At 62.7% G+C, this 13,314-nt stretch carries 7 protein-coding genes; 2 read left to right on the top strand and 5 right to left on the bottom strand.

Annotation, left to right across the window (positions count from 1 at the left end; genetic code table 11):
• Positions 1–32: 32 nt before the first annotated feature.
• Positions 33–824 (bottom strand): hypothetical protein, encoded by a 792-nt coding sequence (locus tag CO670_RS25300; RefSeq protein WP_097592776.1) that lies wholly within the window; start codon positions 822–824, stop codon positions 33–35.
• Positions 825–951: 127 nt separating this feature from the next.
• The gene (locus tag CO670_RS25295) at positions 952–1,419 is read right to left on the bottom strand and encodes an Lrp/AsnC family transcriptional regulator (protein WP_009995216.1); all 468 of its coding nucleotides are present in this window, start codon (positions 1,417–1,419) and stop codon (positions 952–954) included.
• Between the two features lie 148 nt (positions 1,420–1,567).
• Between CO670_RS25295 and CO670_RS25290 the strand changes: the two genes are divergently transcribed.
• Positions 1,568–2,743, top strand: coding sequence for an amino acid aminotransferase (locus CO670_RS25290; RefSeq protein WP_097592775.1), 1,176 nt, complete (start codon positions 1,568–1,570; stop codon positions 2,741–2,743).
• A complete protein-coding gene (locus tag CO670_RS25285) occupies positions 2,740–4,368 on the top strand; it encodes a thiamine pyrophosphate-dependent enzyme (protein WP_097592774.1) in 1,629 nt (542 codons plus the stop codon). The genes CO670_RS25290 and CO670_RS25285 overlap by 4 nt, the downstream gene beginning before the upstream one ends.
• 6 nt (positions 4,369–4,374) lie before the next feature.
• Here the strand turns inward: CO670_RS25285 and glgB are convergent, their stop codons facing one another.
• Genes glgB through CO670_RS25270 form a run of 3 tightly spaced genes read right to left on the bottom strand, consistent with a single transcriptional unit; the run spans position 4,375 to position 13,088 of the window.
• Positions 4,375–6,585 (bottom strand): 1,4-alpha-glucan branching protein GlgB, encoded by a 2,211-nt coding sequence (glgB, locus tag CO670_RS25280; RefSeq protein WP_097592773.1) that lies wholly within the window; start codon positions 6,583–6,585, stop codon positions 4,375–4,377.
• Entirely contained in the window at positions 6,582–9,863 is a 3,282-nt protein-coding gene (treS, locus tag CO670_RS25275) for a maltose alpha-D-glucosyltransferase (protein ID WP_097592772.1), read from the bottom strand. The genes glgB and treS overlap by 4 nt, the downstream gene beginning before the upstream one ends.
• Positions 9,864–13,088, bottom strand: a complete 3,225-nt coding sequence (locus tag CO670_RS25270; RefSeq protein WP_097592771.1) for an alpha-1,4-glucan--maltose-1-phosphate maltosyltransferase — start codon at positions 13,086–13,088, stop codon at positions 9,864–9,866.
• Between the last annotated feature and the right edge of the window lie 226 nt (positions 13,089–13,314).

The raw sequence follows: 13,314 nt of genomic DNA, 5'->3' as shown, positions 1-13,314 counted from the left end.
CGAAAACCGCTCACACTTTTCGGCATCATGCTCTAGCCCACGCAGGTCGACTTTGCCGCGTCCAGGCGAACGTTCTGCACGAATACCTGCAGTGCTGGCCACATTTCCCAATAGTAACGATTCAGCGCTGGATCAACATGGTCGAGAACGGGGCGAGGCTGGCCCAGAATCGCGGCCATATCGATTTCAAACGCGCTCATGTCGCCGAACGGTCGCTTGAAATTGACCACGGGCGCGGGATAGCCTTCACCGGCGACGGTCGAGATGATCTGGCTGTCCGGCCACTCGAATCTCAGGTGGTGCAGGAGTTGGAGATGCTGGCGGGTGAATTGAAAATAGCCATCTGGCTCAAGGCGTGGCATTTCTGCCAGATATGCACTAATCCGTGCGCCCGGCAATCCGGCGAGATCGTTCCGAAGCCGGCGTTGCATCGTCGCATTATCGAGATGGTCGAGGTGATATTGTCCGTCCGCTAGCCCGCAATTGGCAAGAGCCCAAGTCAGCAGCGTCGAGACCTCGCGGTGAAATCGGGCGATAGCAATTCGATCACTCGTGCCGATGATCGGGCCGAGGTCAGCGGCCATATCGTCGCTGCCATATGGAGCGAGTGGATTGACAACAGGCCCCCCGCTTTCGATCGAAGTGTTCCACGCAAACTGCAGTTTCCGCAATGCCTCGATGTGCTGAGGTGTGATGGTCAGCGCGGGGTCTTCCGGATCGGCGTAGATCTGATGTTCGGCATGCCACTGCCAAGCGATCCAGGCCGGCCAGGAAAGCACAGCCACGATCAGAGCGAGCCAAAAAAGCCGCCGCTTGAATGCCATTTAAGAGTTCTCCCGGTATCAATACGCAGAGATCATGACGTCTTGGCTATCGGGTCTTGGTAGGCTTTGGCAAGTTCGGTATGCGTGTCGCTCTGCTTGCTGCGGCAACTTCCATGCGCTGACACGCTCACGTCACGATTTGCAGCGGCAGAGCGGTCGTCTTCTTGATCGTCTTCAGGACGATGCTCGATTTGACCGAGGCCAGATTGTCGGTGACCCGGATCATTCGTTCGAGAAACTGGCTGAGATGGTCGAGGTCGCGCGTCATCACCTTCATCAGAAAATCGGCGTCACCCGTCTGCGAATAACATTCGAGAATCTCCGGCGCGGTCTCGATGAAGCGATGAAGCCGCTCGTTTCCGCCTTCCGTATGCGCGCGCAGACTGACGAGCGTATGGGCGACGACGCTGAAACCCAGTTTCGCGGGATTGAGGATGGCCACGACGCTCTGGATATATTGCTCCTTGCGCAGCCGTTCCAAACGGCGCGCGCATTGGGTGGCGGAGAGATTGACCTTCTGCGACAGCTCGCCCTGCGTCATCTCGCTGTTTTGCTGAAGCGCGGCGAGCAATTTGATATCGAACTGGTCAAGCATGGATCACCCGAAATGAGGGGAATTTCGGCATAGTATAGCCATCTGACGCATAATGTCTGCATGGATATGTTGAAACAGGAAGATAATCGCAGAAATTCGCCACGGAAGATCAGTTAATCTCCAGCCTTGGATAAACGGAGGTGGACCTGTGTTTGAAGAACTGAATAGCCGGCCGGCCGACAGCCTGCTTGCCCTCATCAAGGCCTTCCAGGCCGACGAACGAGCCGGAAAGATCGACCTCGGCGTCGGCGTCTATCGCGACGCCATGGGCCGCACGCCGGTCATGCGGGCCGTCAAGGCAGCGGAGCAGTTTCTTCTGGAGACGCAGGACAGCAAGAAATATCTCGGCCCGGAAGGCGATCTGCAGTTCGTGCGTCTGCTGCAGCCGATCATTTTCGGGACATCCCCGGCCTTCAGTGAGCGTCTCGTCGGCATTCAGACGCCGGGCGGCAGCGGTGCGCTGCGTCTCGGCGCGGAACTCATCCAGACGGCAAATCCATCGGCGAAGGTTCTACTGGGAGCGCCGAGTTGGCCCAACCACGCTCCGATTTTCGGTTCGGCGCGGCTCACCGTAAAGGAATATCCCTTCGTCGACCTCACCTCGCAGCAGGTGAAATTCGAAAGCGTGGTCGCGGCCCTGTCTTCTGCCAAAGAAGGCGATGTCGTGCTTCTTCACGGCTGCTGCCACAACCCGACCGGCATCGATTTCACCATGGAAGAGTGGCGCCGGATTGCCGAACTGCTCGTCGCCCACAAGCTTGTGCCCTTCATCGATCTTGCCTATCAGGGGCTCGGCGACGGTCTCGAACAGGATGCAGCGCCGACGCGCATGATCCTCGATGCAGTCGACGAGGCGCTGATCGCCTATTCCTGCGACAAGAATTTCGGCCTCTATCGCGAGCGTGTCGGCGCGCTCTATGTCATGACCCGCAATGCCGATGACATAGGGAAAGCCGAGAGCAACATGGCCGCGCTCGCCCGCGTCAACTGGTCCATGCCGCCGGATCATGGCGCCGCGATCGTCAGGACCATTCTCGAAAGCCCCGAAATGTCGGCAATGTGGCGCGCCGAGCTCGAAGAAATGTGCGAGCGCGTCAACGGCAATCGCGCCGCACTTGCCGCCGCCGCACCGGATCTCGCCTTCATCAGCCGCCAGCGCGGCCTGTTTTCCAATCTCTCCATGTCGAGGGAGACGGCGGCGGCGCTTCGAGCCAGGCACGGCATCTATATGGCCGATTCCGGGCGCATGAACCTTGCCGGCATGCAGCCGGCCGATGCCGGCGCCGTCGTCACAGCACTCCGCGCCGAAGGCTGCCTGAAATGAGCAAGAACGAAACGACCGGCCAGGCGATCACCCGTTCGCTCGTCGCCCATGGGATCGACACCGTCTTCGGTATCCCCGGCGCCCACATGTATGATTTCAACGACGCGCTTTACGGCGCCGGCGATAAGATCCGCTTCATCCACACGAGGCACGAACAGGGCGCCGCCTACATGGCCTATGGCTATGCCAAGTCCACCGGCCGGATCGGCGCCTATACCGTCGTGCCCGGCCCCGGCGTGCTCAATTCCGGCGCGGCTCTCTGCACCGCTTACGGCGCCAATGCGCCGGTGCTCTGCATCACCGGCAACATCATGTCCCACCTGATCGGGCAAGGCAGAGGACAGTTGCACGAACTGCCGGATCAGCTCGCGACGATGCGCGGGATCACCAAGATTGCGGAGCGCATCAACCACCAGTCCGAAGCCGGCCCCGTCATATCAGAGGTCGTGAGCAAAATGCTCTCCGGCCGCCAGGGTCCCGGAGCGGTCGAAGCCCCGTGGGATGTGTTCGGACAATCCGGCCCGGAAACCGATCTGCCCGTCGGCACGAGAGCCCCTCATCCGGCCGTCAATCCCGACCAGATCGCCGCCGCGGCGGCGCTGATTTCGGGCGCTCGCAATCCGATGATCATGGTCGGGGGCGGCGCGGCGGAGGCCGGGGCGGAGATCACAGCACTTGCGGAGTTGCTGCAGGCGCCGGTCACCTCCCATCGTTCCGGCAAGGGCATCGTCGCCGACGACCATCCGCACTATCTGAATTTCGTTGCCGCCTACGAATATTGGAAGAAGGTCGACGTACTGATCGGCATCGGCAGCCGGCTCGAATTGCAGTTCATGCGGTGGAAGTGGCTGCCCAAGGGCCTCAAGATCATCCGCATCGACATCGATCCCACCGAGATGGTCCGCCTCAAGCCCGATGTCGGCATCGTCGCGGATGCGGGGGATGGAACGCGGGCGCTGATCGATGCGCTGGCAGGCGCCAGCCGCGAGAATCGGAGGCGCGAATTCGCCGCGCTGAACGAAGAGGCCAAGTCTCGTTTTTCGGCGGTGCAGCCGCAGCTCGCCTATCTCGACGCCATCCGCGACGCTCTGCCGAGAAACGGATTCTTCGTCGAAGAAATCAGCCAGATGGGTTTTACCGCCCGCTTTGCCTTCCCGGTTTACGCCCCGCGCCAATATGTGACATGCGGCTATCAGGATAATCTCGGTTTCGGCTTCAACACGGCGCTCGGCGTGAAGGTCGCCAATCCCGATAAATCAGTTATCTCCGTTTCCGGCGACGGCGGCTTCATGTTCGGTGTTCAGGAGCTTGCCACCGCCGTCCAGCACAAGATCGCCGTGGTCGCCATCGTCTTCAACAATTCGGCCTATGGCAATGTGCTGCGCGACCAGAAGCAGGCCTATCAAGGCCGCTATCTCGGCTCGGAGCTCACCAATCCGGATTTTGTCGCCCTCGGTGAAAGCTTCGGCGTCCGATCCTTCAAGGCGGCGAGCCCCGGCGAATTGAGAGAGGTTTTGCAGAAAGCGCTCTCGCTCAATGAGCCCGTGCTCATCGAGGTTCCGATCGAAACAGGATCCGAGGCAAGCCCCTGGCCTTTCATTCATCCGGCGCCGCACGCCGAATAAAGCCTGTCAGGGCAACGGTCCCTTGAGGAAGACCGTCGCCAGCGGCGGCAGCGTCAGCGACAGGGAGACCGGCCTGCCATGGGCGGGGATGGGTTCGCTCGACACTGCGCCGTTGACGAGCCCGGAGCCGCCATATTCGCGTGCATCCGTCGTTATCCGCTCGATCCACACGCCATCATCGGGCACGCCGATCCTGTAGCCGTGGCGCGGCACCGGCGTGAAATTCGAGACGACAAGGACGGATGAAGAACGGTCCTTGGCATAACGCAGCATGCCAAGAACGGAATTGACGCTATCGTCGGCAGCCGCCCATTCGAAGCCCTCGGGATGAAAATCGCCGAACTGCAGTGCCGGCTCGTCCCCGTAGAGGCTGTTCAGATCCTTCACCAGGCGCTGGATGCCGGCATGCGCCGGCCTGTCCAGCACATCCCAGCTCACCGAAGCGTCGTGGTTCCATTCGCCCGGCTGTGCGACTTCGCTTCCCATGAACAGCAGCTTCTTGCCGGGGTGGCCCCACATGAAGGCGAGATAGCTGCGCAGATTGGCGAATTTCTGCCACTCGTCGCCCGGCATCTTCGTCAGCAGCGAGCCTTTGCCGTAGACCACCTCGTCATGGGAAATCGGCAGCATGAAGCGTTCGGAATAGGCATAGATCATGCCGAAGGTCATCGTGCCGTGGTGATAGCTGCGATAGACCGGGTCCTTCTCGATATAGCTCAGGCTGTCATGCATCCAGCCCATGTTCCATTTGATGTCGAAGCCGAGCCCGCCCTCTTCAGGCGGCTTGGTGACGCCGGGCCAGGCCGTCGATTCCTCGGCGATCATAATCGCATGCGGGCAGCGTTCGTGGATGATGCTGTTCAGGTGCTTGAAGAATTCCACCGCTTCCAGGTTCTCGCGGCCGCCATATTGGTTGGGAATCCAGTCCCCCTCATTGCGGCTGTAGTCGCGGTAGAGCATCGAAGCGACGGCATCGACGCGCAGCCCGTCGACATGGTAGCGCTCGAGCCATTCGAGCGCGCTGGCGATCAGGAAGCCCTTCACCTCGTTGCGGCCGAGATTGTAGATCAGCGTGTTCCAGTCGCGGTGAAAGCCTTCGCGCGGGTCCTGATGCTCGTAAAGCGGGCTGCCGTCGAAGCGGGCAAGCCCCCAGACATCGGTCGGGAAATGAGCCGGCACCCAATCGAGGATGACGCCGATGCCGGCGCCGTGGCAGCGGTCGACGAAATAGGCGAAATCCTCGGGCGTGCCGTAGCGGCCGGTCGGGGCGAAGAGGCCGAGCGGCTGGTAGCCCCAGGAACCGCCGAAGGGATGCTCCATGATCGGCAGCAGCTCGATATGGGTGAATCCCATCTCGCGTGCATAGGGAACGAGCCGCTGGCTGAGCTCGACCCAATCGAGCGACCGGTTGCCGTCCTTCTGATCGCGCAGCCAGGAGCCGGCATGCACCTCATAGACGGACACCGCGCCCTCCAGCCTTTCCTGCCGGGACCGGCCTCTCATCCAGGCATCGTCGGTCCAGCGAAACGGCGTCGACGAGGCGACGATCGAGGCGGTGGACGGAGCGGCTTCGCTGGCGCGCGCCACCGGATCGGCCTTCTGCGGCAGGCAGGTCCCATGTGCGTCGACGATTTCGAATTTATATCGTTCGCCGGGCGCCAGCCGGGGAACGAACAGCTCCCAGACGCCCGCCGATGGCCTCAGCCGCATCGGGTTCCGCCGCCCGTCCCAGGCATTGAAATCGCCGACCACCGAGACGCGGCGCGCATTCGGCGCCCAGACGGCGAAACGCACACCCGCGACGCCGTCGATCGACATCGCCACCGCGCCGAGCGTCCGGCTCAGGCTGTAGTGGGTGCCTTCCGATATCAGGTGGAGGTCGAGTTCTCCGAGCAGAAGACCGAAGCTATAGGGATCCTCGGTGACCTGCTCGCCATCGGGCCATTGGATGCGCAGCCTGTATCCCATTCTCGAAGCCGTCGCCGCCGCAAACAGGCCGGAGGGATGAGCGATGCTGAAAGGCGTCACCACCCTGCCGCTCGCCGCTTCGATGAGATCGACCGCGTCGGCGCCCGGCAGATAGACGCGCACGACCGTCATGCCGCCCGCCTCGTGCGGACCGAGGATCGAGAAGGGATCGCCATGGCGCCCTTCGATCAGGGCCCAGAGCGCATCGTGTCCGATGCCTGAGAGAAGTTCCGAGCGTTCGACATTCATGCATTGACCCCCGCTAAGCGCGATACGATTTCGGTAAGGCCGGCGAGCGGGATCGGCAGCCACTTCGGCCTGTTGCGGGCTTCATAGGCGATTTCATAGGCGGCCTTTTCGAGAAGAAAGGCATCGAGAACCCGCCTGCGTTGATCGGGCGACATGGCGAGCGCCCTGGAGACGGAGACCGCCTGCCAATAGGCATCGAGGAAGGCCGCCTCGGCATTGCGCCCGAAACGGGCGATGGCATCGCGGCGCACCTCGTTCTCATGTTCGGTGACCGCGTCATTGTCGAGCTGGGCGGTGGCGACGAGGTAGCTCAGCGACCTCAGAAGCCCGGCGACGTCACGCAGCGGAACCGTCTTGGCGCGGCGCTCGGCGAGATTTTTCGCGGGCTCGCCTTCGAAGTCGATGATGACGGCGTCGCCTTCGCTGACCAGGATCTGGCCGAGATGGAAATCGCCATGCGTCCGCGTCATCAGCGTGCCGCGGGCGCTCTCGGCCAGGCTCGCGCCGAGTTTGACGAGTTCGGCGCGGCGTTCGAGAAGCGGTGCGGCGAGCAGATCGACCGCGGGATCGACATTCTTCTCGCGTTCGGCAAGCTTCGACATGGCATAGGCCACTTCGCCCGCCACCGCCTTCTTGATCGCCTCGACCTCATCGTCGCCGGCGACGACAGGGCTGAAAGCCGCATCCGCGTTCTCCCCGGCGAGCACCCCATGCAATTCGCCCAATCTCATGCCGACCATCGCGACGAAGCTGATCAGCGACCGGAAGACGTCATCGCCGGGTTCAACCGCCGGGTCGGCCAGCACGAGCTCGTCGGCGGCGCGGCGCAGATTGTTCAGCATCCAGTTCCAGGCGTCGCCCTGATTGCGGATCGCGCCCTGGACGATGATCAGGGTGGAGCGGCGCCCGCTGGAATCGGTATGCGCGACCTCGCCGAGCAGCGGCGCCGTGTGGTCGTAGCCGGCGCGGGTGAGGAACCGCGTCATCTCCACCTCAGGGTGGATGCCGGGGAAGATGTGCCGGATCAGCTTGATCATGGCGATGTCGCCGACGATCAGCGAACTGTTGGATTGCTCGGCCGAAAGCCAGTGGACCGGCATGTCGTCGCTGACAGCAAGCCGGTCGAGCCGCTCGGTGCCGAGAAATTCCAGCGTGCCGGTGCGCCCGGTGATGCGCGAGCGGTCGGCAAGCCCACGCAGGATGCCGCGCGCCATCGGCTCCACGGCAAACCCATCCGTCAGGAAGCCGACCCGCCGGCCCTGGCGAACCCGCCCGAGCGCAAGCTGCTGGGTCAGCGCCGAAGGCTGGGCATCATCCCAGGCCACCGTCAACGGCAGCTGATAGGATTCGGTATGGTCAGGCAGCACCACCTCCAACTCGCCGAGAACGACGCCGTCGGCATAGGGGATCGGCGTTGCCGAAATCAGCCGCGCGGCCTGAAGCGGCTGGTCCTTCGCTCCGAACCAGCGCCGTCTAGCGAGATAGGCGGGAAGGATTTCGTTGGTCAGCACACGCGCATGCGCGGGCTCATCGACGAGATCGAGCAGGCCGCGGCGCATGACCATCGTCACGAGATCGGGCAACTGTTCGGGCGGCGCCGTGCGCCATGCCGGCGGATCGGCATCGGCCTCCAGCTGGAACCAGAAGAAGCCGTAGGGCGGCATTGTCAGGAGATAGGTGAGCTGCCCGATCGGCGGAAAGGGCGACATGCCGGTCAGCTCGATCGGCACGCGGCCCTCGAAGGCCGAGAGGTCGAGCTCGACCGCCTGAGGCAACCGCGAGAGATTGGCAACGCACATCAGCGTCTCGCCTTCATATTCCCTGAGATAAGCGAGGATCTTGCGGTTTTCGGGCGAGAGGAAACGCAGCGAGCCGCGCCCGAAGGCCGGGTGCCGGCCGCGCAGCGCCAGCATCTTGCGCGTCCAGTTGAGCAGCGAATGCGCGTCGGTGCTCTGCGCCTCGACGTTAACAGCCTCGAAACCGTAGAGCGGATCGGCAATCAGCGGCAGGACGAGGCGGGCCGGATCGGTGCGGGAGAAACCGCCGTTTCGGTCGGGCGACCATTGCATCGGTGTGCGCACGCCGTCGCGGTCGCCGAGATAGATGTTGTCGCCCATGCCGATCTCGTCGCCGTAATAAATGACAGGCGTTCCCGGCATCGACAGAAGAAGCGCGTTCATCAGCTCGATGCGCCGGCGGTCGCGCTCCATCAGCGGCGCCAGCCGCCGCCGGATGCCGAGATTGATGCGGGCGCGCTTGTCGGAGGCATAGGTCTCCCAGAGATAGTCGCGCTCCGCATCCGTCACCATTTCGAGCGTCAGCTCATCGTGGTTGCGCAGGAAGATCGCCCACTGGCAATTCTCGGGAATCTCCGGCGTCTGGCGCAGAATGTCGGTGATCGGGAACCGGTCTTCCTTGGCGATCGCCATATACATGCGCGGCATCAGCGGGAAGTGGAAGGCCATATGGCACTCGTCGCCCTCGCCGAAATATTCGCGCGTATCCTCCGGCCACTGATTGGCCTCGGCCAGCAGCATCACGCCGGGATGGGTTGCGTCGAGGGCGGCGCGGATGCGCTTGAGGATCGCATGGGTCTCGGACAGGTTCTCGTTGATTGTTCCCTCGCGCTCGACGAGATAGGGGATGGCATCGAGACGGAAACCGTCAATGCCGGTTTCCAGCCAGAAGCGCATCACCTTCAGCAGTTCCTCCATGACGAGCGGGCTGTCGAAGTTGAGGTCGGGCTGGTGGGAATAGAAGCGGTGCCAGTAATAGGCGCCGGCCACCGCATCCCATGTCCAGTTGGATTTCTCCGTGTCGAGGAAGATGATGCGCGTTTCCGGAAATTTCTGATCGGTATCCGACCAGACATAGAAATCCCGCTCGGGCGATCCGGCCGGCGCCTGGCGCGCCCGCTGGAACCAGGGATGCTGGTCGGAAGTGTGATTGATGACGAGTTCGATGATGACGCGGATGTTGCGCTGGTGAGCGGCGTCGACGAAGGCGCGAAAATCCTCCACCGTCCCGTAGTCGGAGCTGACATTGCCGTAATCGGCGATGTCGTAACCGTCGTCGCGCCGCGGCGAAGGAAAGAAAGGCAGCAGCCAGATCGCGTTGACCCCGAGAGCCGCGATATGATCGAGCTTGGCATGCAGGCCGGCGAAATCGCCGACGCCGTCGCCATTGGCGTCGTAGAACGACTTGATGTGCAGCTGGTAGATGATCGCATCCTTGTACCAGAGCAGCGGCTCGGTGTTACCGGGGTTCATCGTGTCCATTCATGCCTCCGCGGCGCGAACGCGCCAGATCGCAAAGGGCAGGACCTGCGGATTGAGCGCGACGGTCTGCCTTTTGCCAGTCCATTTGAAACGATGCCCGCCGACCAGATCCTCGGCGTCGAGCACGCCGCCATCCCCGAGCGACCATTTCCAGAGCGGCAGCTCGACGTCGCTTTGCTGGAAATTGTGGGGATCGAGGCTGATCGCGATCAGCAGGACATTGTCGCGGGCGCGGCTCGCCTTCTCGAAGAACAGGATGTTGTCATTCCAGGCGGGGAGCAGCGTCAGGCCGAGATGCGAATGCAGCGCGGTGTTTTCATTCCTGATGCGGTTCAGCATCCTGATTTCGGCGATGATGTTGCCCGGCCGGTCGTAATCCCAGGCGCGGATCTCGTATTTTTCGCTGTCGGCATATTCCTTGCGCTTGGCGTCCGGTCGCCCTTCGCACAGTTCGAAGCCGTTATAGACGCCCCACAGGCCCGAAAGCGTGGCGGCGAGTGCTGCGCGGATGAGGAAGGCCGGGCGCGGCGCGTTCTGGAGAAAATCCGGATTGATGTCATGGGTGTTGACGAAGAAATGCGGACGGAAGAATTCCTTCGGCGCCGTCTCCGTCAGCTCGCGCATATATTGCTCGAGCTCCCATTTGGCATTGCGCCAGGTGAAGTAGGTGTAGGACTGGGAAAAGCCGATCTTCGCCAGCCGGTACATGACCTTCGGCTTGGTGAAGGCTTCCGAGAGGAAGACGACGTCGGGATGGCGCGCCCTGATATCGCCGATCAGCCATTCCCAAAACGGGAAGGGCTTGGTGTGCGGATTGTCGACGCGGAACAGCTTGACGCCCTGGTCGACCCAGAGCTGGACGATATCCCTCAGCTCCACCCATAGGGAAGGCACGGCGTCCTTCGTGTAGAAATCGACGTTGACGATGTCCTCGTATTTTTTCGGCGGGTTTTCGGCATATTTGATCGTGCCGTCGGGCCTCCAGTCGAACCAGCCGGGATGCTCTTTCAGCCAGGGGTGGTCGGGCGAGGCCTGGATGGCGAGGTCGAGAGCGATCTCCAGCCCGTGCCGTCCCGCCTCCTCGACCAGCCGGCCGAAATCCTCGAAATCGCCGAGTTCGGGATGGATGGCGTCATGGCCGCCATCTTCCGAGCCGATGGCATAGGGGCTTCCGGGATCGCCGGGCGCGGCTTTCAGGCTATTGTTGCGCCCCTTGCGGTTGGTCGTGCCGATCGGATGGATCGGCGGAAAGTAAAGTACATCGAAGCCCATGCCGCGAATATCGGGCAGTCTCGGGATGACGTCGTCGAAGGTGCCGTGCCGGTTGGGATCGCCGCTCTGCGAACGCGGGAATATCTGATACCAGCTGGCGAAGGCCGCTTCCTTGCGTTCGGCATCGACGGCGCTTGTCGAGGAGCGAAGCCGGAACGGCCGCCTGTCGGCCCGGTTCATCAGCTCCGACGTCTCGGGATCGAGCAGGATCGCCGTGCGCTCGGGATCGGAAGCCTTTTCGAGGTTGCCAATGAGAGCCTGCAAGTCGGCGCCGAGCGCTGCCGGCGCTTGCGCCTTTGCGGTGCGAACGAGGTTCAGCCCCTCCTGAAGCTCCAGCTTCAGGTCCAGCCGCGCATCGTTCTTCTTGGTCAGCTCGTAACGAAAGATCGCGAAGGGGTTCTTCCACGCCTCGACCGCGAATTCGTAGCGCCCCATGCGCTCCAGCAGGAATTCGGCACGCCAGCGGTCGTTCTCGACCAGTTGCATCGGCGTCTCGTTCCACTCCGCCATGGCATCGTGCGGCCGCCAGAGCAGGACGGCTGCAAGCGGGTCATGACCGTCGGCGAATATATCCGCCTCGACGGTGACGGTCTCGCCGGCCACGCGTTTGACCGGAAAGCGCCCGTCATCAACCCGCGGCGTGATGTTTTCGATGGCGAGCCGCGGCGATGCCGTCGCCTGCTCGATGTCGAGAGCAGGCCTTGAAGTGATCGGCTCCGGCGCCCTGGCTTCGATCACCCGGGTCTCCCCTGCCCGCAGACGCAGGGCCGCGCCATCGGCGACGGGAAGAAAACCGGAGGCGGCCTCGCGAAGCGCCGTCACCGGTGCCGCGGCACTTCGCCGAAGGTCTCTGTTCAGCAGGATGAAGCGCACATCGGAGGCGCTGCGAAGATCCCGCCCCTCGGATTGCACAAGCGCCGAAACTGGCCCGCTAGCGTTGCGGACCAGGCGAAGCGACGGAGCGCGCGCATGGCCGGCCTTGCCGATCTCGCTATTGGCCACGCGGATTTCGGAGGAGATATCGAAGGCGAGATCGTGGCGAAACTTTCGCAGGCCCGAGCCGTCGCCATGGGTGGGGTCGAGCGGCGTCGCCGCGCCATATTCGAAACCCATGGGAACCATCAGCCCGCCGCCGAGCGAGGCGGCAAGACGCAGCGCCCTGACGGCGCGCCGCTCGAGGATTTCGCGGCTTTCGGTTCCGTGAGCGATCCGCCTGGCGAAGGGCGGCTCGGGAAAGGCGACCTGCCAGCCGAGCGGCTCCTGGAGGCGATGCTCCTCGACGAACCATCTCTCGTCGAGATCCCACCAGGCCATCGATGAAAAACACCCCATGAAACCCGCATCGGCGATGGCGCGTCTAACTGCGAAATCGGTGCCGGGCGTCCAGGCGAAGAACTGCACCTCGGCCTTTTCGCACGCGGCTGCAATCAGCGATTTGAACAGCGCCGGCGCCGCCCGGTCGATCCCAAGCACCCGATAGCCGGAAAGACCGGCGGCGGAGAGACGCCGCAGCCGTTCGGTCCATTCCGACAGCAGCTGCGATCGCCACTCCGCTCCCATCATGGTCATCGGCTCAGCCGGATCGAGCGGCGAGCGCCGGGGATCGACGGGATGAAAGCCTGCTGGCGGGTTCTGCGCTTTCCCGTCGAGCATCAGATCCATCATCAAGCCGACGCCGCTCTTGCCGGCGGCCTCCGACAGGCGGGACACGCCCTCCTCGACCGCGCTTCCAAGCTCCAGCTCAGGATCGAGTCGATCGAAGTCATGAGAGGTAAAAACGCTGTAATCCCCGCCCCGGTCGAACAGGGGCGCCGTCAGCACATGGTCGAAACCGGTATCCGCGGCATGGTCGAAAACCTCGCGCCATGCATCGATGCCCTGGAGAAGTAGCGGATTGACATAATAAATTCTGGGTGGGGTGCTCACCGCACCCTGCTTCGCAGATAACAACATCGGCCGCCGCCTCGAGTTTGCTTTTCAGGCAAACTTCCTTTGGCGGAGGTTGTTCCACTCAACCCGTCAATTCACGGCTGCATGGGACATTGCGGGCAGCATCTAGTGCGAGCCTGCTCAACCGCATCGATGCCGCCTGATTTGCCGGTAGCGATATTCTCACCATACGATAAAAGATCCTCTGACTCTTCCGATCCGGAAATTTTCGAGCGCTGGAGAGCCGGCA

It is taken from the genome of Rhizobium sp. J15, assembly GCF_002531825.1.
In the GTDB taxonomy this organism is placed as follows: domain Bacteria; phylum Pseudomonadota; class Alphaproteobacteria; order Rhizobiales; family Rhizobiaceae; genus Rhizobium.
Note: the sequence above shows the minus strand (reverse complement) of the source record. Positions and strands in the feature narration are given on the sequence as shown.

Bases quoted from the DNA above. Each gene is read 5' to 3' on its own strand.
- CO670_RS25270 (WP_097592771.1), bottom strand. From the start codon at position 13,088: ATGTTGTTATCTGCGAAGCAGGGTGCGGTGAGCACCCCACCCAGAATT.
- CO670_RS25285 (WP_097592774.1), top strand. From the start codon at position 2,740: ATGAGCAAGAACGAAACGACCGGCCAGGCGATCACCCGTTCGCTCGTC.
- glgB (WP_097592773.1), bottom strand. From the start codon at position 6,585: ATGAATGTCGAACGCTCGGAACTTCTCTCAGGCATCGGACACGATGCG.
- CO670_RS25300 (WP_097592776.1), bottom strand. From the start codon at position 824: ATGGCATTCAAGCGGCGGCTTTTTTGGCTCGCTCTGATCGTGGCTGTG.
- CO670_RS25295 (WP_009995216.1), bottom strand. From the start codon at position 1,419: ATGCTTGACCAGTTCGATATCAAATTGCTCGCCGCGCTTCAGCAAAAC.
- treS (WP_097592772.1), bottom strand. From the start codon at position 9,863: ATGGACACGATGAACCCCGGTAACACCGAGCCGCTGCTCTGGTACAAG.